At 67.7% G+C, this 22,282-nt stretch carries 14 protein-coding genes; 7 read left to right on the top strand and 7 right to left on the bottom strand.

Annotation, left to right across the window (positions count from 1 at the left end):
• The 5 genes from HNV26_RS02300 to HNV26_RS02280 are packed head-to-tail and all read left to right on the top strand — an operon-like array spanning window position 1 to window position 11,077.
• On the top strand, window positions 1-921 hold the full coding sequence (locus tag HNV26_RS02300; RefSeq protein WP_253816130.1) for a hypothetical protein: 921 nt from the start codon (window positions 1-3) through the stop codon (window positions 919-921).
• Window positions 922-948: 27 nt separating this feature from the next.
• Window positions 949-2,802: a hypothetical protein gene (locus HNV26_RS02295; RefSeq protein ID WP_171442881.1), complete on the top strand. Its 1,854-nt coding sequence runs from the start codon at window positions 949-951 to the stop codon at window positions 2,800-2,802.
• Between the two features lie 3 nt (window positions 2,803-2,805).
• Complete coding sequence (locus HNV26_RS02290; RefSeq protein ID WP_171452760.1) at window positions 2,806-7,323, top strand: DUF8189 domain-containing protein; 4,518 nt, start codon at window positions 2,806-2,808, stop codon at window positions 7,321-7,323.
• Entirely contained in the window at window positions 7,320-9,107 is a 1,788-nt protein-coding gene (locus HNV26_RS02285) for a hypothetical protein (RefSeq protein WP_171440497.1), read from the top strand. The genes HNV26_RS02290 and HNV26_RS02285 overlap by 4 nt, the downstream gene beginning before the upstream one ends.
• Window positions 9,104-11,077: an ATP-binding protein gene (locus HNV26_RS02280; protein ID WP_171440498.1), complete on the top strand. Its 1,974-nt coding sequence runs from the start codon at window positions 9,104-9,106 to the stop codon at window positions 11,075-11,077. Before HNV26_RS02285 ends, HNV26_RS02280 begins: the two co-directional genes overlap by 4 nt.
• Before the next feature lie 57 nt (window positions 11,078-11,134).
• Here HNV26_RS02280 and HNV26_RS02275 read toward each other — a convergent pair whose 3' ends face one another.
• Window positions 11,135-11,875 (bottom strand): SDR family oxidoreductase, encoded by a 741-nt coding sequence (locus tag HNV26_RS02275; RefSeq protein ID WP_141257680.1) that lies wholly within the window; start codon window positions 11,873-11,875, stop codon window positions 11,135-11,137.
• A 699-nt stretch (window positions 11,876-12,574) separates the two neighbouring features.
• Between HNV26_RS02275 and HNV26_RS02270 the strand changes: the two genes are divergently transcribed.
• The gene (locus tag HNV26_RS02270; RefSeq protein WP_436410024.1) at window positions 12,575-12,709 is read left to right on the top strand and encodes a hypothetical protein; all 135 of its coding nucleotides are present in this window, start codon (window positions 12,575-12,577) and stop codon (window positions 12,707-12,709) included.
• A gap of 46 nt (window positions 12,710-12,755) precedes the next feature.
• Here the strand turns inward: HNV26_RS02270 and HNV26_RS02265 are convergent, their stop codons facing one another.
• Both HNV26_RS02265 and HNV26_RS02260 read right to left on the bottom strand, forming a co-directional pair.
• A complete protein-coding gene (locus tag HNV26_RS02265) occupies window positions 12,756-15,452 on the bottom strand; it encodes a hypothetical protein (protein ID WP_366816731.1) in 2,697 nt (898 codons plus the stop codon).
• 47 nt (window positions 15,453-15,499) lie between these two features.
• The gene (locus HNV26_RS02260) at window positions 15,500-16,627 is read right to left on the bottom strand and encodes a metallophosphoesterase family protein (RefSeq protein ID WP_171440500.1); all 1,128 of its coding nucleotides are present in this window, start codon (window positions 16,625-16,627) and stop codon (window positions 15,500-15,502) included.
• A gap of 530 nt (window positions 16,628-17,157) precedes the next feature.
• On the opposite strand from HNV26_RS02260, the gene HNV26_RS02255 reads away from it, so the two are divergent.
• Complete coding sequence (locus tag HNV26_RS02255; protein WP_171440501.1) at window positions 17,158-18,219, top strand: helix-turn-helix transcriptional regulator; 1,062 nt, start codon at window positions 17,158-17,160, stop codon at window positions 18,217-18,219.
• A 60-nt stretch (window positions 18,220-18,279) separates the two neighbouring features.
• Here the strand turns inward: HNV26_RS02255 and HNV26_RS39155 are convergent, their stop codons facing one another.
• The 4 genes from HNV26_RS39155 to HNV26_RS02240 form a co-directional block, all read right to left on the bottom strand.
• Window positions 18,280-18,450: a hypothetical protein gene (locus HNV26_RS39155; RefSeq protein ID WP_366816730.1), complete on the bottom strand. Its 171-nt coding sequence runs from the start codon at window positions 18,448-18,450 to the stop codon at window positions 18,280-18,282.
• 134 nt (window positions 18,451-18,584) lie between these two features.
• On the bottom strand, window positions 18,585-19,100 hold the full coding sequence (locus tag HNV26_RS39150; protein ID WP_366816729.1) for a GNAT family N-acetyltransferase: 516 nt from the start codon (window positions 19,098-19,100) through the stop codon (window positions 18,585-18,587).
• A 94-nt stretch (window positions 19,101-19,194) separates the two neighbouring features.
• Entirely contained in the window at window positions 19,195-20,886 is a 1,692-nt protein-coding gene (locus HNV26_RS02245; RefSeq protein ID WP_171440502.1) for a sulfatase family protein, read from the bottom strand.
• Window positions 20,887-20,960: 74 nt separating this feature from the next.
• Window positions 20,961-22,160 (bottom strand): extracellular solute-binding protein, encoded by a 1,200-nt coding sequence (locus tag HNV26_RS02240; protein ID WP_171440503.1) that lies wholly within the window; start codon window positions 22,158-22,160, stop codon window positions 20,961-20,963.
• Between the last annotated feature and the right edge of the window lie 122 nt (window positions 22,161-22,282).

Genomic DNA, 22,282 nt, shown 5'->3' with positions numbered 1-22,282 from the left:
ATGTCGCCCCCGAATGACGCCTTGCTCGACGCGGAGACGCGAGACCGGCTCCACTACGACACCGGCGTGCTCCTGGACGCGGGAGACTTCACCGCCGAGCAGACCTATCACCGAGGCCGGCTCACCCGGGCCCTGGCGTACCTCCACGGCGTCGGGACGGTGGCCGGGCTCAAGGTGAGTCACCACGAGGGCACCGAGCCGGAGCATGAGGAGCTCCGCGTGTCCGCCGGGCTCGCGTTGGACCCCTTCGGCCGGTTGGTGGAAGTGCCCACGGACGCGTGTCTCAAGCTGGACCGCTGGTACTGGCAGGAGCCGCTGGAGATGGCCGACTTCGGCGTCTTCACGCCCGCCGAGTACCGGCTGAGCCCCGATGCCGCGGGGTTTCCGCCCACCGGAGTGGTGGCGGACCTCTTCCTGCGTTTCCTCCAGTGCGAGCGCGGCAAGACGCCTGCCTTCGCGGCGGGGCCCTTCGACGCGATGGACGCCGTGGTCGCCTCGCGCATTCGCGACGGCTACGAGCTGCGACTGGTGCCGCGCTCCACGGCGTATCCCCCTCCGGAGGTCCCCAAGAACCCCTTCCCGGACCCCGTGGACGAGCCAGACCCGGTGCAGCGGCGCATCAAGCTTCGGCAGGCCATCTTCAGCGCCTGGCGAGGCAGCCGCGAACAGGAGCTGGCGAAGCTGTGGAGCGACACCTTCATCCCGGCCTCGCTGCTGACGGACCCGACCCAGCCCGACCTGAAGATGAGGGATCCCGCGTGGGTCTTCCTCGCGCGCGTCGTCATCGGCGCAACGAACGTGGAGGACGTGCGCGGCACGGAGGTGCGGCCCACGCGGCAGGGGAATGTCTACGTCGACAATGACCTGAGGCCCTTCAGCCTCTCGACCGCCGCGCTCGCCCGGTGGATGGGCGTCTTCTAGGCCCGACTCTCTCGAAGGGGGATAACCGTGTTCAACCCAACCAGTGGACCCGCCCGGGAGAAGCTCACCTGGGAGACGGCACAAGCGCTGGAGACCGCCCGGGCAATGGTGCACGACGACCGGCGCGTGCGCTCCTTCTTCTTCGACGGGCGCTTCCTCACCGCGAAGGACCTCACCCGGGAGCAGAACTACTTCCTCACGCGGCAGGCCGACCTCTCACGCGCCAATGGCACCGGGGTGATGAACGGGCTGACCGTCACGCCCAGCCAGGACCGGACGACGCTCACCGTCCGCCTGGGCCATGGGCTGACACCCGGCGGCGAATTGGTGGTCGTGCCTCGTGACTTGACGGGCATCCGCCTGGACGACATCCCGGAGATTCAACGGCTGGACGCGGCCTTCGGACTCGCCCCCGTGCCGCGCGAGCTGGCGCGGAGCCGCTCTGGGTTGTACGTGCTGGTGCTGCGCCCCGTGGAGTACACGGCGAACCCGGTGGCCTCGTACCCCACGTCGCTGGGCGCCGCGCGGACCACGCAGGACGGCGACATCATCGAGGCGGTGGCGCTGACGCTCATCCCCTACCCAGACCCGGTGGGCGGCGGCACCTTCGAGACGCGCCGCGGCCGCGCGGCCCATGAAGTCTTCGCCGGTGCGGGGATGCGGAACCTCCCCGTGGACGCGCTGCCGCTGGCGATGCTGGCCTTGGACCGAGGCACCCTCCGCTGGCTGGACACCTTCCTGGTGCGGCGAGAGGTGGGCGCCGAACAACGCAGCGTGGTGGGCTTCGGCATTGCCTCACGGGAGCTGCGTGAAGCCCACGCGCTTCAATATCAGCAACACCTGAAGGAGGTGCTCCAGGCGCGTCGCGCGGCGGGTCAGAGCGAGCGGTTCCTCGCGAGCGAGCACTTCTTCACGCTGCCCGCCGCGGGGACCCTGCCCGCGGCGGCCATTGAGGCGGGCAGCCTCACGGAGTTCTACTTCCCGCCCGAAGTGGACGTCGAGCTGACGGTGGTGGCCGAGGACGAGCTCGGCGCCATCCTCGACGAGTCCCTGCAACTGCCCCCCATCGACCTCACGCAGACGGGCGAGGCCCTGGAGTCGGTGTCAATCCTGGTGATGGTGCCCGTGGCGCGCCATGGAATGGCGCAGCGCCTGGAGGGCCTCCGCGAGGTGCTGCGCGCCGCGCCGCTCAAGCTGCGGGCGGCGGCGGTGGGACAGGTGGCGCGGCGACTGCCCGCGCATGCCCTGCTGGACCTCACGCGCCGCTGGCAGGTCCAGCCCGTGCCAGAAGCGCCCGTGACAGACCTGGTGGAGGCGGCGTGGAGCGAGCTGCTCTCCAGCTCGAGGACCCTCTGGTATGCCTGCCGGCGCAGCCTGCCGCACCGCCACTCCGCGGCGGGCCAGCCGCTGCCTGAGCCGGAGGACCACGACGGCGAGCAGCACTTCGAGGAGCTCGTGAAGAAGCTCCGGCAGGCGGAGCTCTATGACGAGTTCTCCACCCTGCCCCAGCGCGGCACCGCCATGGCCATTGGCCAGCTCGTTCCCGTGCTCAACACGCTCGCCCACGGAACCACGCGGTGGCAGTTCGCGGGCCTGGCCTCCGCCACGCTGCGGCTGGAGCGCCTCCAGCACAAGGAATACATGGCCGCGCTCAACCGCTTCCCTGCCACCGTCAAGCAGGGGCTGGCGAGGCTCGAGGCGACACCCAGCCTCCTGAACGTGCCGCTGGCCACCCTGGCTGCGTCCTACCGGATGCCGGACATCGGGGCCTACGTGATGACGCTCACCGCCGCGGCCTACGCCACGTTCGTGACGGAGCTGAAGAAGCTGCTGGATGAAGGCGTGTCGCTCGACGAGGCGTTCCTGGCGCTGCGGAGCTGAGAGATGATCACCAAGCCGATTGCGGATCCACTGGCCAACGAACATGTGCTCCGCGTGGAGCCACGCATGGCGCCCTTCGGCGTGGACGCCGAGTGGCGGAGGAGGGCCCACTTCTTTACGGGACGCGCCGTGTCGGCGGACGCGCTCGCGCTGGAACAGGAACATCGCGCCGGCAGGCTCGCGCTCCTGGGCCAGCACCTCACGCCGGGCATCGTCGCCGGCCTGGAGGTTCATCTGGAGCGGGTGGGCCCGCAGACCTTCATCCATGTCCGGCCCGGCAACGGCATCGCCGTGACAGGCGAGGACGTCATCGTCCGCCGGCAGCTCCGCGCCCCGCTGGGAGCGATTCCCCTCTTCCCAGGACACCGGGACCCTTCCACGTTCTCCCTGGAGGCACTCGCCAACGAGGAGCCCCCCGTGGACCCGCTGCCGTTTCCCAGAGCCGCGGTGCTGGTGCTGGTCCCCACCACGTCCGTGCTGACGCCACCCGCCTCGCAGACGGACGCCTGCGAGGTGGACCCGGAGTCCTATTCATTCGAGGACGCGGTGCGGACGGAGGGCGCGGCGCTGGTGCTCTGGGGCTGGCCCGAGGGCTGGGACATGCCGCAGGACTACTCCCTGCGCTGGCGCAGCCGGCTGGTGTACAGCCTCTTCGAGCGGGAACGCCGCCGCCGGAGTGGACTGCTCGCCCCCTGGGAGCACGCGGGCGTTCCGCTGGGGCTGCTGGGCTTCAAGGAGGGTCCGGACGGTCCGGAGGCGTTGTTCGTCGACCGGCATGCGGTGGCGCGGGCGGGTGGACTGCCACGCGCGCGCACGCCGTTGCTGAAGTCCCGCGGCTCGCCCGTGCTGTGGCAGGCGCGCATCCTCCAGTTCAATGACCACCTGGCAGAGGTTCCCCCGGAGCGGCTCGCCCAGGACAAGGCCATCCTCTACTTCCGTCGCCTGCCGCCCGTGGGTGTGCTGCCACCGGACGCCGTGGACTACCGCGCCTGGACGCGGCGCTTCTTCCCCGACCGGTTCGAGCTGGAGGCGGTCCCCATTCCACTGGAGCAGCTCGACACGGTGGCGATGGCCAGCGCGGCCCTGGAGCCGCTGGACATCACACGCGAGGAGCGCGTTCGCATCCTCGTCCCCGTGCCCGGCGCCGTCTATGAGCCGGGGTTGCTGCATGACGCACCGCTGGACCCCGCCTTCCTCGCCGCCATCGAAGAAGGACTTCAGCGCCTGGGTGGCTGGCTGAAGCGGCGCATCGTCGTACGCGCCCGGATGAGCACCCTCAAGGACACCCTGTACGGCGCCACCGGCAAGCACTACCCCCTGGTGGACCCGGAAGCAGACCCGGACGAGGCGCGCTACATCCCCGCCGCCGACCCGACGAACCCCACCGAAGAGGACTACGGAACCTCGGGTGAGACGGTGCCCACGGCCGAGGCCTACCTCCAGAACCACTTCGAGCCGTCCTGGGAGTTGGCCGTCGATGCGCGCTCCGATTTGCTGCCTCGGCCGCAGGGAGACCCGACGCCCCGGTTGGAGTTCGCGGGACAGCTCACCTCCGCGCCCGTGGTCATCTCCACCGAGGACCGGGCGCATGTGTTGTTCCGGGGACCGTTCTGGACGCTGGGCTACCGGACCTTCGACGGCCGGGCGTGGAGCAAGGTGACGCCCGTGCTGCAGGGCAGGGTCAGGTCACGCTCGGTGCCCGTCGCGGCGATGTGGCCGCGCGGGCGGCTGGACGTCTACTTCCGGGACGACCAGGGCAACCTGCACAACACCTACCTGGATACCCGGGTCAGCAATCAGCCCTGGAGCAGCCCGCGCGTGCTGGCGAGCGGCGTCATGGGAGATGCCGCCGCGGTGTCTCCCTCCGAGGGCCGCACGGACGTCTTCTATCAGGCCCTTCGAGGGCAGGTCCTCTCGCTCTGGTGGATGACCGTCACCGCCTCCCGCGTCATCCGGCCGAGACCCTTGGAGACGCCACTGGCGTTCAAGGGTGAGCCCATCTCGGCGGTGGTGTCGCGTGGCCAGCTCATGGCCTTCCTCCTGGACGCCCAGCGCAACATCCAGCAGGTCACCGTCTCCCCCGACCCCACGCACGGCGCGGCGGTCTGGACGAACCACTCGCTGGGACGGGAGGTCCGCTGGCTCAAGGCCTGCGCCTCACCGGATGACGGCACCGTGGATCTGGTCGCGCTCACGGGCAGCTCCCTGCTGCACCGGCGCTTCAACGGTCTGGTGTGGAGCGAGTGGAAGGACCTGGGCAGCAGCCATTCGCTCACCGCCGCGCTGTCCGCGCCGGGCAAGGGCGTGCTGGATGTCCTGTCCCGAGCGGTCAACGGACGCATCCGGTACGCCCGATTCGATGGCACCACCTGGACGCCCTGGAAGACGCTCGGCACCGAGGTGGCACGCTCCGCGCCCGCGGCCATCCGCCGCGGCGACCAACTGGATGTGATTGTCAGGGCACGTGAGAACCTCCTGTGGCATCGGCCGGTGCGCTCGCCCCTCCACACCACCCAGCGAACCCAGGGACTGCGCGGACTGATGCGCGACCTGTCCAATCGAATCCAGCGAGTCGATGAGGCCGTGGACGCGGCCTTCCTTCAGGTCCAGTCGGAGATCCATCGCGTCCGCCAGCTCATGCTGGGGAGCACCAGCTCCGCCGTGATGACGGCGTCCCCCGTCCTCACGGACGTCGCGCAGGCAGAGACGCGTGTCGCCACATTGACGGACGTGGAGAAGTTCATCGGGGTCCTGAACACGAAGCGCAAGGTGAGCTGGTCCACGGTCCGCTACCTGGATCAATCCAACCTCCGGGACCGGCTCCTCAAGGTATCGCCCGTCATCGGCACGCTCCACTCGGCGATGGCCATCAAGCGAGAGGTGCTCGGGAAGCTGTTCACGCTGCTCTCCGGCATGGAGTTCAACCTCGAGGCCGTGCAGGTCCCCAACGTGAAGGTCCCCCCGTGGCGTCGGTCACGTGTGCCGGTGGACGGACAGCCACCGCCCATCCCCACCCCGGAGCCACGCATCGACATTCCGTTGAGCGAGCTGCGTGCGCTGACGGCGGAGGATTGGAACCAGGTGTTCACCCATTACGTGGCGCCCAAGGTGCCCACGCGAGCGGAAGAGGCCACCTACTTCTCCATGTCCGTGGCCCAGCTCGAAGACGTGCTGGCCGTGCTGCGGAACCTCGAGGACCGCGTCATGCAATACCGGGAGGCCCTGGAGGAAGGCGGGCGCCTGGTGAGCGTGCTCCAGGCCCATGAGACACGGGGAGGCGCGCGCCTGACAGTGATTGGCACGGAAGTCTCCGAGTCCCGCCAGGACGTCATGGTGGCTCGCGCGCTCCTGGCCGAGGAGCAGACCCGGCTGCAACGCATCAACGAACGACGCGCCCTGGTGCTGCGCGAGCACGTTCGCTTCCTCGTCTACCACCGGCCCAGAGAGCAGGTCATGGACTGCGCCACGCCCGTCCGCGCGTTGGACACCGGCATCTACGAGTCGGAGCTGCCCGCGGCGCTCGCGGAGACACGCGCCGCGCCTCCAGAGCTCTGGGCCCTCATCCAGCTCCTGCGCGACGCCCCGCTGGACTGGTTCGCGCAGGGGCCCTTGCTGTTCCAGCGCCTGGACCGGCTGGACCTCGTCCACCGGACCCTGGAAGGGGCTCGGCAGCGCGCCACGGTGCGCGTGCCCCCCGCCCTCCCCCAGATCACCCGCGCGCCCAGCCGCTCGGGTGAAGGCGTGAGCCGTGTCTTCACCGCGCAGAGCCAGATTGTCTCACAGGCCAGGGTCGTCACCGCGACGCTGGAGCTGGCCAGCCTCGTCCACCGCGGCTGGGCGGAGCTGGTGAAGCTGGCGTTGCCCATCACCTCGTTCGGCGACCTGATGGACACCGCGCACGGGCGGCCGGATGTCGCACAAGCCGCGGCCCGCGAGTTGGAAAACACCGCCAAGGTGGCCACGTACCTCTACTTCCTCTTCGGCGAGGTGCCACCACGCGTCCGGATGGAGTGGGCGTCGATGCTCAGCGAGTATGACGCGCCGTGGGACCTGAGGGACCTGGCCCGGCTGCCCCAGTGGAACACGCTGGAGGTCACGAGCCGGCGCCAGCTTCAGGAGCTGGTGGACTGGCTCTTCGCGCAGATGAACCCGTCACGCACCGAGGCCGTGGCGCTGATGAACGACCTGGTGCGCTCGGCGCTGCTGCTCGCGAGCCACGCCCCCGTGGGAGAAATCGTCGCCGGGCACCTGCCGAAGCCGGCCCCCGCCAGGGTGGGCACGGTGCTGGACCTGCAAGTGGACCCATCGCGCGTCCGAGTGGGCACCCATGTGCTGCTCGCATCCGGCGTTCACACGGTCCAGGCCGTGGTGGAGGACCTGGGCACCGGCACGGCCCGCGCGCGCGTCTTCTCCACGAGCGCGGCCAGCGTGAACCTCGCGGAGAAGACGGTGGCGAAGTTCTCCGAGCCCGAGCAGCGAGGCGGCCTGCTCCCGACGCCGCGGCGGACACTGCTCCGGTGAGCGCGGAACGGCGGGTGCGCCAGGTGAAGCTCGCGGCGGCCAGCACCGCGCTCGTCCGGAGAGGGGCGGTCCTCCTGGAGGATGCGCTGCGCACCGCATCCCTTCCGGATGCTCCCGGGGGCCGGGTGCTGGTCATCCGCCAGCTGTCGCTCGGGACGATTCACGCGGACCGCAGCCCGGCCACGCTCTCGCTCGTCGTGGAGCAACGCGTGCGCGAGCTGGCGCGGCTCGCGGTGCATGCGAGGTCGCAGTCCGCAGCCACCGCGCAGGCGGTCTACTTCCGGGATGAACTGGAGCCGTTCGTGCTGCTGGCTACCCGGCTTTCCCAGGGGCTGCCCCTGGACGCCTGGTTCTGGCGGTTGGCCGTTCCTGGCCTGCACCCGGGGATGCCCCGAGATGACGCGCTCCGCCTCGCGCTCGCCAGCGCATTGCGGACGGGACCGGGCCATGCCGGCGCGGTGACGCTCGTCTCCGAGCTGCACGCGCTCGGCGCACTGGCCCCCCTGTTGGGCGCGCTGCGATGGCAGGATGGACCCGCGCTCGCCCGAGCCTGGTGGGGACACCTGCCGTCCCGCCCGGCGCCGCGGCTGCCCCTGGACGACGTGGGCTCGGTGGAGCAGGTCGCCGAACCGCTCCGAACTACGCTCGCGCGCTGGGCACGAACCTGGGGAGCCGGCGACGCCCGTGCCTTGTGGCTGGCCTCGGTGGCGCTCTGCACGCGCGTGCCATCCCGGGTAGCCGCGCCCAATCTCCCAGCGCGGGCATGGCGGGTGCTGGGGGCGCTCCAGGATTCCCCTTCGGCCCACCTGCCCACGCCACGGGAACCGCCCCGACACTCCCCGCTGAGGCAGGACGCACGGATTGTCCCCGCCGCCACAGGCGTGGTTCCGAGCATCGCCGCGTCGCCGCAACCATCGCCGCAGGCACCAGCCGGCGAGCCTTCTTCCAACGGCGTGACGACGTACCTGGAAGCCACACCCACGTCCCCGGCGGGCGCGACCGCGGCTCCGCGGCAGGTGGCACGCCCCGCGGCCGCAGGCACCCACGAGGCGCCCGGAGACACCGGAACCGCGCATCAGGACACTCCCCTGCACTCCGCAACGGAGGAAGCGCTCCCCACAACCGCAGGGGGCCTGCTCTTCCTCTTGCCCGTGCTGAACGCGCTGGGCCTCGAGGAGTTCCTGGCGGGCCACCCGGCCCTCGCCGAACTTGGAATCCCGGAGCGATTCCTCCGTCACGTCGCCGAGCGCCTGGGTGTTCCTTCAACGGACCCATTGTTCCGCGTGCTCCAGGAGGCCGCGGCGGAGCCGTTGCCCGAGCCCAGCCCCTTCGTCCTCCCCGCGCGCTTTCAGGCAGGCGCCGGTGCGCGGGCACCGTTCCGTCTCGTCCGCGAATCCACGGGACGCTGCGTTGCCTTCGATGCACGGGCCCGGTTACCGCTCGCCTCGACGTCTCACGGGGCAGCGCTGCCCCCACCCTTCGACCGATGCCTCACGACGCCCCTGGCGCATCGGCTCCCCTGGGATGACGCCACCCTCATGTCGCGCGCGGCCCTCCTCGCGGTGGGCCGAGTCACGCGGCGGCTGGCACACATGGGGCTGAGAGAGCTCGTCCTCCGTCCTGGCCGCCTCGTCGCGACCCGCACGCATCTGGACGTCGTCTTCGCGGCCTCGCAGGTGGATATCCGCATCCGCCGCGCGGGGCTCGACATCAACCCGGGCTGGGTTCCCTGGCTCGCCCGCGTCATCCAATACCACTATCAAGACGATGAGACCGGAGCATGACGACGCCCTCCCTGCCCCTTCGCACCACGGTCCTCGCGGCGTTGGCCCTCACCCAAGAGGGCGCGGGGGATGGAGAGGCCATCGAGCTGCGCTTCCTGCGACAGCACCTGGATGCAACGGGGCGGGACTGGGTCGCTCGCGCACGGGAGCGCCGCACACGTCCGGGCTCCGAGGATGCCGGACTCGTCATGCTTGGCGAAGCGCTCGGGCTCTCCCTGGTGGAGCTCCTGGCAGTGGCCCTGGTCGCCGCCGTCGAGGAGGACCCGATGGTGGGCCGTGCCGTCGCGTACCTTCAAACACCCGTGGGGGCCTCCCGGCCAACGTTGGGACTGGTTTCCAGCGCGCTGGCGCCGGCTGCTTCCGGAGACCAGGAGGCCCTGCGCCTCCTCACCGCCGGAGCGGCCCTGGGCAGTGGACTGCTGACGCGCCTCCGGGAGGACCTGCCGCTGTGCGAGCAGACGCTGGCCATGCCGCTGCCGCTCCTCCTGGCGCTGTCCGAGCACGACGTCACCTGGCCTGGGGCAACGCTCGGCTCGGCCCACCTCATGGATGTACCGCTGCCTCCCTCCCTCATGGATGGCGTGCACCGGCATGCGCGCTTTCTCGCAGGCTCGCCTCGGTCGACGCTCGTGCTGCGCGGCACGTCGGTTTCTGAGACCCGCACCGTGGCGGCGGCGGTCGCCATGACGCTCGGACGAGCCCCTCTCTTCCTCGGAGCAGAGCTACAGCGGGGATTGGGGCCCTTCCTGATTCAGCGAGGACTGCTTCCCATTCATGTCCACGACCTCGCGCCCGGCGAACGGAAGGTGATTCCCAACGTGCCGTACTACGACGGCCCCGTGCTAGCCATCACCGGCCCCGAGGGCACGCTCGACGCGGCGGACCGCGCGGTGTTGCGCTGGTCCGTTCCGCGACCTCCCAGCGAGGAACGGCGGGCGCTGTGGGAGTCCTCACTGGGCGCACCGGACCTCGCCGAGGAGCTGGCCCGACGGCACCGTCAGGGCGCAGGGCGGATTGCCCAGCTTGGCCGGCTGGCCCGGCAGAAGGCGGAGCTGGACGGGCGGCAGGCGCCCGAGTTGCAAGACGTGCTCGCGGCGGCCTGGGAGGCGGAATCCGAGGGCATGAGCACGCTCGCGGAGCCCTTGATGGACGCCATCCACGACGACGCCATCGTCCTCGTGCCCCAGGTGAAACGAGAACTGGAGCTCCTCCTGGCGCGGTGCCGCGCGCGGGACGATCTGGTCCACGGCCTGGGCCCCTCCGCGACAGTGCGCTATCGCGCGGGTGTCCGGGCACTCTTCATGGGGGCGTCGGGCACGGGCAAGACGCTCGCCGCGGGATGGCTGGCCACGAAACTCGGACTGCCGCTCTACCGCGTGGACCTGGCGTCCGTGACGAGCAAGTACATCGGCGAGACGGAGAAGAACCTCTCGCAGCTCTTCGCGCGGGCCGAGCATGCCGACCTGGTGCTGCTCTTCGATGAAGCGGATTCGCTCTTCGCCAAGCGCACCGACGTGAAGGACTCGAACGACCGCTTCGCCAACGCACAGACGAACTACCTGCTCCAGCGAATCGAGGCCTTCGACGGCGTGGCCATCCTGACCAGCAACAGCAAGAGCCGGTTCGATTCAGCCTTTACGCGCCGCCTCGATGCCATCATCGACTTCACCCTGCCCGGCCCCTCCGAGCGGCGCGCGCTCTGGACCACGCATCTGGGCATGGCGCACGAACTCCCCGCCAAGGAGTTGAACCGACTGGCGGCGACGGCGGACCTGGCCGGAGGGCAGATTCGCAACGTGGTGCTGACGGCCGCGCTCATCGCGCGTGAGGCGGGTCGCGCCATCCAACCACCGGACATCATCGAGGCGCTCGTGCATGAGTACCGGAAGCAGGGCCGCGAGCCCCCCTCTGAACTCCGCACCACGCCCCTGGGCTCCGCTGACGGCGCCCGCGACCCCTGGCGCCGCTAGCGTGGCAGTCCACCCGGCCCCTTCTGCTCATCACCTTTTCGATTCTGGTGTGAGGACTCACAGCACCTGCTTCGTGGGACGCAGCAGTACCTCGTTGATGTCCACGTCGGCGGGTTGCTCGATGGCGAAGGCGATGGCCCTCGCGACGGAGTCCGCGGGAATCGCCAACTGCTGGTACATCTCCTTCACGCTGGCGGCGGTCTCCGGGTCCGAGCTCCCCATCGGCAGCTCCGACTGCACCGCCCCCGGGGAGATGATGGTCGTGCGGATGGAACCACCCACCTCCTGTCGCAGACCTTCAGAGATGGCGCGCACAGCGAACTTGGTGCCGGCGTACACCGCGGCCCCCATGCTGACCTTGTGCCCCGCCACTGAGGAGATGTTGATGAAGTGGCCGCTGTTCTGCCGCTGGAACACCGGGAGCGCCGCGGCGATGCCGTAGAGGACACCCTTGATGTTGGTGTCGACCATCCGGTCCCACTCGTCCACCAGCGTCTTCGCCACCGGCGCGAGCGACATCAGGCCCGCATTGTTCACCAGGACGTCGATGCGTCCGAACCTGTCGACCGCGGCCTGGATGAACGCCGTGACCTCGGCTCGCTTCGTGACATCCACCGCACGGGCACTCGCCTGGCCCCCTCCCCGCTCGATGTCCGCCACAACGGCGGCGAGCCTGTCCGTTCGCCGCGCGCCGAGGAACACCTTCGCGCCACGGGAAGCGAGGTGGCGGGCGGTCTCCTCGCCCAGCCCGCTGCTGGCCCCCGTGATGACGACGACCTTCCCTTGAATGTTCGACATCTTCATTCTCCTGGCTTCGGGACGCAGCGTCCCGCGTCTACGAAGAGAAGTACGCACCGCCATCGCCCGCGACTACACGCCGATGCGGCGATAGGCCTTGAAGGCACGCTGAAGAATCCGACGCGCTGCTCGACCGCCCCGACGCGGCGAGCAACCGCGGTGACGTCGTGGGAAGGCACGCGTCATGGATGCGCATGCTCCGAGGACTGCTCCTCATCCTCGTCATCTCGCTGGCACCTGGATTTTCACCGCGCAGCTTCTGCGTGAGCACGTACAGGCTGGGGATGAAGACCCGGATGACCACGGTGGACAACCAACATGTCGCCGAGGACGGCCGTGGCCAGGCTGTTGCGTGCCGCCGCTCCAGCGCCCTTGGCCAGAATGAGTGGCACCACGTTGCTCGTGCCCGGTGGCAACACCTGCGCGGCCCGTTCCTGCATGGCGGCCATGGCCTGCCCGGACGACACCCCGGGTGCCGCCTGGCCGCTGAGTTCCGCCGAGCGGGAAAGGAGATGGGGATGCGGTGTGCCTTCGAGCGCAGCCAGGGCATGGCGCGTTCGGTGTCGCGGAGTGGTTCACGGAACGTCGGGGGGAGAACTGGCAGCGGACGCGCGTGTCAGGCCTTCAGGCTCGCAATGTCGATGACGAAGCGGTAGCGGACATCTCTCTTGAGCACCCGCTCGTAGGCCTCGTTGTTTCGTGGATGTCGTGGCCGAGGGCTTCGACGAGGGCCCTAGCTTCTTTCTCTTCTACCCCAGCCGTGCGCAGCGCTCCGAGCCGCTGCGCCTCTTCGTCGAGATGGCGAAGGAGCTGGCCGTGCGCGCCTTCGACTAGCGACAGGTCAGCACGGGCGAGCGGGGTTGAATGACTTGCTTTCGGGTCAGGAAGACGGCAAGGACGCCTGAGCCAGGGCCCTCAGGTCGAACTCCTTCACGCCCCGGAGAGTCCGGTAGCGCTCCGGGAAGGCAGTGAGGATGAGAATCTGCAACGTGTCCCCTGCGCTCTCGATGACCTCTAGGGCGCGCTGGTGCCGGGCCGCGTCCGTGTTCACCAGTGCGTCGTCGAGGACGACGAGCTGTGGCTCCGGCCGCGGCCCTTTTCTGGCCAGCAGTTCCCCGAGCGCCAGCCTCAAAGTGAACAGGGTCTGCTCCCGCATCCCCCACGAGAAGCCCTCCAGCGGCCAGGGGCCCCCCGCCGTCTGCAACCGTGCCTCGCTGAACTCCGCGTCCAGCAAGATTTGCTCGGACCGCCCTCCTCCACGGATATACGCAAGGCGGGAGTGGATCTCCTGCTCGATGGGCGCCAGGAACGTCTGGGTCACCTGGTCCTGCCAGGCCTGGGACATGGCGCGGAGGCTCTCCGCGGCCCGGGCCCGTGTCTCCAGTCGCTGGAACGCGGCTTCCGCCAGCGCCAGCTTCTCCTCCGCCTCGCAGAGCCGCGAGTACAGACCGTCCGCAGCCGCCTGCTCGAGCAACGCCTGCGCCCGGATGCGCTTCTCCTGGTTCTTCTTCTCCTCGTCTCCAATCCGCTCCAATGTGTCCTGCAGCTTCTTCCGTTCGACCGTGGCGCGTGCCTCCAGCCTGGGAAGTTGCGCTCGGAGCCCCTTGACCATGTTCTCCAGACGGTTCAGCTCCGCCTCCCCCCGCTCTACCTCCGCGCCCAGCCCTTCGAGCGACAAGCCCAGGGTGTTGAGCTGGGTCTTCAGCTCCAAGCCCAGCGCCTGGGCCGCAGCCTGCGCGGAATTGCGCCCCTGAGTGACGACCTTCAGGTGCTGCTCTGCCTTCCGGAGAGCCCCTTCCGCCTCCTCCCGCGCCTTGTCCCGGGCCTTCACCTCCTGCCTGCGGGCCTTGAGTTCCTCCGTCAGCGCCTTTAGTTCGGGAAATGGGTGGGTCTGTAGCTCCTCCCGCGAAAGATTGAGCTGGGCACTTAGTGCCCCCGTCTTCCGTGCCTGCTCACGCTGCTGTTCCCTGAGCACCTCGACGCTCTCGACTTTGTTGTCCTCCAAGAACTGGCTCCGTGCCTCCTCGTACTTCGACAGCTCCTGAAGCGCGGCCTGCTGGGACGCCCAGGCCGCGCGCAGGCCCACCACATCATCGACTCCGTGCTCATGGAGGCGGCGCGCCAGATCCTTCCGGTGCTTCTCGACCTCCGCTTCGAGCTTGCCAATCTCCTCGGCCGCGGTACGCACGCGGACTTCGCCCACTCCCTTGATGCGCAGTGCACCAGCGCGCACCCCCGAAAAGACCTTCTGCTCCTCGCTGGTGAGCTTGTGCGGTGTGGTGTGTCCCTGGGCCTCCCACTCGATGCGCTGCGGGCCCTCGGCCGTGAAGGAGACCTCGACCCCCTGTGCGTCCAGCCTGTCCAGGGCCTGAGTCAGCTTGCGCTGCACCTCCTCGGCGCGCTTCACCTCTGCATCTGGAAGCGCCTTCAGTCCCGCAGTCTTGCGTCGGGCATTCTCCACCGACGTCTCCACCCGCGTCCCCTGCTTGACGAGCCCGTCCAGCTTCCGCTGCTCCGCCAGGGAAGCGCGCGCATCTTCGAGGAGTCGTCCTCGTTCCACGCGCTGCTCCGCCAGTTCCATTTCCCCCTGCTGAGCCTTGTGTCGCTCGCGTGCTTCGCGAGCCCCGTCCTCGGCGCGCCGGACGAGACCCTGGGCCTCCTGCAAGGCGGGCTCGTTGCGAGCCAGCAGGTCCTCCTGCTGGACCACCTTCTGCTGGAGCGCGAGAAGCTCTCGCTGCTTCTGGTCCAGCGACTGCCACTCTTTTCGTTGACGCTCGACGTCCTTCTCCCGGAGCGCCGCCTGCTGCTCCAGCTTCTCCTCCTCCGCGATGCGCTCGTGCAAGCTAGCGAGCCGCTGCTCATAGGTCCTCCGTTCCTCCGCCAGGGAGAGCTGCTTCTGGCCGAGGTCCATGCTCTCGCTGGCAAGCTGCTCGATCTCCGCCAACCGCTGAGTCAGCCGAGCTGCCTCCTCGCGCAACTCCCGCATGCGAGCACCCTCACGATCGAGGTCGCTTCCGGTGACGAGCTTTCCCGTCTTGGGCGTGAAGAACCGGCGATAGGCCCCCTCCATTGCCTTCAGGAGGGACTGTTCCTCGTTGCTCAGGGCGGCGACTCCAACCGTCTCCAGGAGGCGGGCCTTGAGCGGTGTATCGAGGCCGGGCAGGTCGTAGCGCTCTTCCGACTGATTCAGCCAGAGCAACCGGGCCAAGCCCCAGTTGCCCACCTTCGTCACGCCGTTTCCGGGCACGCTGGAGACAAGGAAGCCTCGGAGCAACGCATCCGCCTCTTGCGATTCAGCGAGCCGCTCGAACCGACTCCCCGTCCACTCATCCAGGACGCTACTGGCGTCGTCCAGGAAAGCCTTCTCAAGCCGGTAGCGCTTCCCCGCCGTCTCGAACTCCAGCTTCACTCGCGGAGAGAGCTTGGTCTGCCAGGGACGAAGCAGGTTCATCTCTCGGTCCTTCGTGGAGTGGCGGTCGAACAGCGCCCTTGCGACGGCCAGGATGAGGCTCGACTTACCCGTCTCATTGGGCGCATGGATGACATGGATGCCCGTTCCCAGCCCTTGCAGATCCACCGGGCTCCGGAAGCAGCGAAAGTGCTGGACGCAAAGCCTGCGCAAAATCATTTCCACACCTCCATCACCAGCTCTGACAGCAACTGTCTGGCCGCGGTCCTGACGGGCTCCGGCGTGGCACCTGGTCCAACTGCGGCCGGTTTGTTCAGCCCATCCAGTAACGAGGAGATCAGACTGCTCGAACCTGCGATGTCCGCGAGGCGCCCCTCTGCCTTCGCGCGTGGTACGTCCTCGCGCTCGATGCAGACATGAAGAAGCCCTCCCCCCTGAAGCTCCTCACGGAACGCATCCAACCCTGATGAGGCGTCCTCGGAAGAGAATCCCGTGGTGTGAATGCGCAGCAGCGCCCTTTCGGGGCGCGCCAGCTGCGCCACGAGCTCCCGAGCCCGAGCTACCTCCGGCTCGTGGCCCTGGCTCAGGTCCAGCTCCACCGTCCTCCAGGTCAGCGCCCCTGTTGCAATCGGCTCCAGCCGGGGCACGGCGCCCCGCGACGAGAGTTCCACCAGCAGCGCCTGCCCCGAGCCCACCTCACCGAACTTCGTCGTCTCGTGGGCTCCCGAGTAGGCCGTACGAACGTCATGGACGTACTGCCCATGCCAGTGCCCCAAGGCTAGGTAGTCGAGGCCAGCGCGGACCGCCGCGTCCAGTGCGATGGGGAAGTCGTCCGCGGCGTGCTTTCCTTCGATGCGCAGGGAGCCATGAGCCACGCCGATGCGAATCGCGTCCAGGCCGGACGCCATCTCCCAGCCGGCGGTGGGGTCCTTCATACCCTTCTTCTGGCGGAGTGGCGCGGGGAGCAACACGGCATCGGTGTGCGGGATGGGCACCGCCGCATTCCCATCCAGCACGGTGATGTGATCCGGGCGCTGATTCCAGGAGGCCCGGCGGAAAACGGCATCCGGCGTCAGCGCATCGTGGTTGCCGGGCAGGACGTACACGGGCGCGAGAGAGCCCGCGAGCACCTTGATGACCGCATGGACGACACGGTCCTCGACGATATTGTGCTCGAAGATGTCACCCGCCAGGACGACGGCATCTACCTTCGACCGGTTGGCCGCGCTGATGACGTTGCTCGCGGCCTCCAGTCTCGCCTTCCGCACGTCCTCCGCGACATGAGCCACATGACGGGCTCGGAGCCCCATCTGCCAATCCGCTGAATGAAGAATCCTGACCATTTAAAAGACGGTACAGATTTGTCGCGGAGCCGCACATACCTCCAGGGTGGTAGTACTGGCTTCATGAGATCTGACGCGGAGGGGCCTCGCCTATCCGGCGAGGCTGACGCGGAGTTCGAGCGCGTCGAAACACGCAGGGGAGATGTACTGGCTGGGACCTCGTCGAGCATGGCGATGAGCGACGAGGTGGCCCGGCGGAAGTCCGCGCCGTAGTTGAGCTTGGAGATGAACCGCGCGTTCATCTTCCGCGCGAAGAGACACGAAGCCCTCGCAGCCTCCGTCCAGTTATCGCTGGCGAGCACGCAGAGCCGCTGCGCCCCTTCATCAAGGCAGCGGAGGATCTGGCCATGCGCCCCTTCGAATAGCGACAGGCCAACACGGGCACAAGGGGGAGCGTCTACCTCTCCGGAGGTACTGACAGACAGTGACCAGGGGCCTATTCAGGACCTGAACGTCTATGCTGTCCATCGGAGCATCTACTGGCCGGGGGATGAATGGTCGCGTCAATTCACTTTAGCTCGCGTGAGCGCATGCTCATGCGCGATGTCGCCGTCGCACTCAATGGTTCGCTGCACCTGCCAGACATGCTGGGACAAGCGAGAAGGCTGCTGACCAAGCTCGTCCCCGCCGATTACACGGGTCTGTGCATCGTCAGCAGAGGGCGACCATCGACATACGAGTGGGTCGAGGAGGCAGGCGCACCCAACGCGCTGCTGGCCCGGTATGCCGAGCTGCAACCCGATGACTTCGTGCTCAAATCCGTCGTACGCCAACGCGACACGGTGCTCCGGGACTCGGAGATGCTGCCTCGAAAGGAACTGGAGAAGAGCCCGCTCTACCTGCGCAGCTGTGAGCTGGGTCTGAAACTGGAGCAGGTCTTGGCCACGCTCATGACGGTCCAGCATGGCATGTACTGCGGCTTCACCATGTACCGGGACCGGCGACGCCCCTTCTCTCGGAAGGCCCAAGCGGCATTGCAGCTCCTCTCCCCCAGCTTTGTGGCCGCGATCTACAAAAGCCGTCACATGGACAGCCCGCTGACGGGCGATCGCCTCCTGGACGCCATGAGTCGACGTCAGGGCTTCCAGTTCCTCGTCGTAGCGCCCCCCGCGTTCGAGACGCGTCGCTCCGAGCGCGCGACTGCGTTGCTGGAGAAGTGGTTCTCCAAAGACGAACGGACTCGGGCGGGACTTCCCAAGCCGCTGCTTGAGCACATCAAGACGTTGTCCCAGGTAGACATCCTCATGAGGCCGCGGGAGCACCGACTGATCTTCCCGCGCGACGATGAGAATCTGGTGGTGATCTTCATCGAGCTTCCCGAATCGGATGGGCCGAGGCAGTGGGCGATGCTTCTTCACGAAGTTCCCAAGTCCATTCCGCTTCCAGAAGAGCTTGCTCAGTATTTGAGTGCGAGGGAGATGCAAATCGCGTGGGGGCTCCTCAGGAACTGGAGCCCAGAGTTGATTGCCAAGGAGTTCAACATCACTCTTCACACGGCGAAAACTCACGTGCGCAACATCTACAAGGCTCTGAACTGCGACAACCGGGTCGACTTCCTGTACCAAGCCGCGCGGCTCCTGCGACCTATTTGAAGCACACGGCATGGCCATCCTCCCTTCTGAAGTACCCGCTGATGAGGAAGGATGGTCCGGTCAAGGGGAGATGTCTCTACCTCTCGAGAGGTACGTGCTCTCCTCGGGTATCTGCGCGGCGAACCGCTCCAGCGTACTGGAGGGAATCTCATCCAAAGCGGCGATGAGGGGCGACGTGAAGCGACAAAAGCCCATGTCATAGAGCAGCTCGGAGATGAACCGCCCGCCCATTCGCCAAGCAACGAGCGCGGGCGACCGAGGCAACCGCACCGTGTCCCACTACCCTTCCAGGGCGCGTGCCCGCTCCTCGGACGTGTAGAAGGGCGTGCTCGACACGGCAGGTGTCACGGAGCCTTCGGAAGTCCTCACCCTTCAGTGGAGCTCAGCCAGCTGTGGTGGGCAATGGCCTGCTGGATGAGCCGCGCATCCACCTCCGAGTCCGTCTCCAGATGCGCCGCGGCAAGCCGGTGTGTGACGCCGCGCCACCAGCTCTCCGCGTAGAAGGCCGCCTGCAGCAGCACCACCGCATCGGAGTGCCGCCACTGCCGGTGCACGCAGAAGCGCGCTGCTTCCGCCACAACCTGTCCCGGTTCAACCAGACCCGTCAGGTCCGATCGATGCTTCATCTTGAGGCCCAGCACGCCGCCGGTCGCGGATGCCACCTCGGGATTCGGCAGCAGTATCCGCACGGTCGCCAAGGGCTCGTGCTCCACGTAGACGACCAGGTGGACGGTGCTCGACAATTTGTCGAAGCCATTCACCTCACGCTGTGTCGGGAGCTCCCGTCCGGCCATCAACCGCAGCTCGCCTCCAAAAACAACCCAACGGACGCGAAGCGCGTCATCCAGCTCTTGCTGATTCGTGACAACACGGCAGGTCATGGACGGCATGGGCCCCCTTCGACGTGGCGCAGGTCCGGCGTCACGCCGGCCTGCGCCATGTGCGAAGGGCTCCGCGCCGTCGAACGACGTGACCTCAGTCCCGCAGCGGCCCCTTCGGCGCCGCGTTCCGATTCAGGCTCTGGGGCAGCAGCCGCTTCTTCTCCCGCTGCTCCTTCAGGACCTTGTCGAGCGCGTCACGGATGTCTTGCGGCAGAGGCTGCGCCGCCACCGCGCTGCACCGGTTCCGGGTCTCCAGCGGGTCCTCCGTGAGGTCGTAGCATTCGTACTCACGAGGAATGAACCGCGCCGTGGCGACCTCGTCCGTGTTCCCCGCCGCGCCCGCGAAGAAGCGCGGGTTGTCCGAATAGCAGCTGTACTTCCAGAGCGTGTCTCCCGTGAGTTCAGGGAGGCGAGTGACCACCGTCTCGATGTGCTTGGGCTGGATGACGCCCGCGAACGCCTGGCCGGTGAGGTTGTTGGTCATCTGGAGCCCTGACTCGACGTTGTCGTCGGTCATGAAATAGATGGGCTCATGCCGCTCGGCCTCCCGGCCCAGCACCAGACCGGAGAGGTCCCTGCCCACCAGCTGCCGCGCCTCCGAGTGGTCCCGCGCCAGCTCTCGCCGGGCCGCATCCGCGTCGATTCCGGCGAGCCCCAACAGCGTCGGCACCAGGTCCACATGCGACGTCACCACCTCCGTCTTCCGGGGCTCTGGAAACAGCCCTGGATTGGAGATGACGCACGGCACGTGCAGCGTCTCCTGATAGGCGTTGTACCACTTCTGCATCATGCCGCCGTGAGCCCCGAGCATCTCACCATGGTCGGACGTGAGGACGACGATGGTGTTCTCGAAGAAGGAAGTCTTCTTGAGATGTTCGTAGACCCGCTGGATGTGTTTACTCACCTCCGCCATGAGGAAGTAATAGAACTGCCGGTACGACGCGGTGTCGCGCTGCGGCAGGTACATGCGCGGATACGTGTAGACGTAGTCCTTCTGACAGCGCGGCTTGCTTTCGAGCGACTCGCCCGCCGTCGGCGAAGGCGCCACGTCCGGCAGCTTCCCCGCTTGCTGAAGGTTGCTGAACTCGGTGAACCAGGGCAGGCCCGAGAAGACGATGTCGTGCGGATTGACGAAGGAGCTCACGACGAGCCACGGCGCCGCGTCACCCTTCGCGGCCTGATGCTCCAGATCGCTCAGCAACCGGCAGACCTGATCGGCGAAGCCTGGGTCGCGGACCGTGGCGTCGTTCGCTTGTGACGCGCCATGGGGCTCGGGGCCAATCCAACCGGAGAAGCCGAACTTCTCCAGACGCCCGGCCTGCTCGTACAAGGCGATGCGTTCGGGGTAGGCGTCGCCGCTCACGTCATTGCTCATGAGGGCCGTCTGCGTCCCCGGCACCAGGATGTCCTCGTCGGAGATGTGCCACTTGCCCCGGTAGTGCGTCTGATAGCCGCCCTTCCGGAAATACTCCCCCAACGTGGGAACGGTATTGGGCGCCAACCAGTACATGTCCGGATCGAACGACGACTTCCCGATGCCGGGCGTCTGACTCACGCCATGAAGCGACGGATATTGCCCCGTGTAGAGCGTGGTGCGGCTGGGCGCGCAGGCCGTGGAGGCCGTGTGGTGCCGGAGGAACTCGATGCCATGCTTTCGGAGCTCCTGGCCAACCTGGTCATTTTCGATACGAAACCGACGGGCCTCTTCATTCTCGTACGGAGGCGGAAATCGCTCCTCGTCCGTGGTGATGATGAGGAAGTTGGGGCGCTTGCCAGCAACCGTCATGTCACGACCTCCTGATGGGGAACGCAAACTGTAACGCAGAAGGCCGTGACGCATGGCGACACCCGCACGTCTTTCTACTGCAGCGCGTCCATCAGCGCCGACTGGAGCGTCTTCCGGTTCTGCGGGAAGCCCTGATTGGGATAGGGCCGAGCCCCGCTCAGGAACTGCACATACTTCTGGTACATCGGGTCAGAACGCGCGGGCTCCTGCTGATAGAAAGCCTGGGTGGCCTGCAGCAGATAGCGCGGCGTCGTGCCCTGCGGCGCGTCCCCGCTGAAGGCGATGAGGCTGCGCACGTCCGGGGCCTTCATGAAGTCGGTGAAGGCGCGGGCGTCCTCGGCACACGTCCCCGTGCACTGCGCGCTGACCACCAGCGCATCCACGAACACCGCGGGCGCGGAGCCCGTGCCCAGCGGAACGGAGATGACTTCTGGCAGCGCCATGCCCGGGTTGGCCTTCCGGACGAAGAACAGGCGCTCCGTGTAGCCCATGAAGCCGTTGGCCTGCCCCAAGGCGAACGCCTCTTCCGCCAGGGAACCATCCGCGTAGGTGCCGTCGAGGCATGGGTTGACGCCTGCCTCCAGCTCACAGCTCTTCACCACGTCCTCGAACGAAGCCAGCGCAGACGCGTCCAGCGGCAGCGACAACGCCTGGGACAACCCGCCCGTGGGATTCGTGTCGGCCCACGCGTCCAAGTAGGACGAGGGCAGCGTCCAGCTTCCGCTGTAGTTGGCCGCCAACGGGCGCATCCCCGGCGCCACATCCGTGAGGATCTGGACCAGGGAATCGCCATCCGTGGCCGACGACAGGTGGGGGCTGTTCGAGTAGACGACGTAGCTGCACAGGTAGGTCGGCACCCCATAGCTCTGGCCCGCGATGGAGACGGCTTCTTCCGCCGCCGGATGCGCGGCCCCCGCCGCCAGGGCGACGGGCTGCACCCAGCCCTTCGATACGAGGTCACCCATGATGAGCGTGTCGATCTCCACCACCTGCGCGGCCCCTGCTCCCGGGCCAAGGAGCTGGTTCAGCGTGCCTCCTTCATCCAGGTCATAGAGGTCCAGGTTCGCGTCGAACACGATGTCCAGGTCGATGTCCGAATGCTCCTGCTCGAAATCCGCCTCCAGCCGCTGCTTGAGGCTGGCGAAGCCGTCTCCCGCAGCATCTGGAATGTAGGGGAAGAGGACGACTTTCAAGGGCCGAGGGGCCTCGGGCTCAGGCTCCGAGCAGGCCCCCAGGCACAGGGCGAGGACACAGGGCAAAGCTCTCCATTGCATGGTGTGGCTCCGGTGAAATGAGGGGGACCGCCCCGCACGGATGCGGGAGCGGCATTGCGCCTCAGTCTACCGTTTCCGCCCGACGAGGATTGGGCAGCACTCCTGCGTCTGTCTTTGAAGCC

This window comes from Myxococcus xanthus (assembly GCF_013116825.1).
Taxonomy (GTDB): Bacteria; Myxococcota; Myxococcia; order Myxococcales; family Myxococcaceae; genus Myxococcus; species Myxococcus xanthus_B.
The sequence above is the reverse complement of the archived record's forward strand: the minus strand, read 5'-3'. Positions and strand labels throughout refer to the sequence as shown.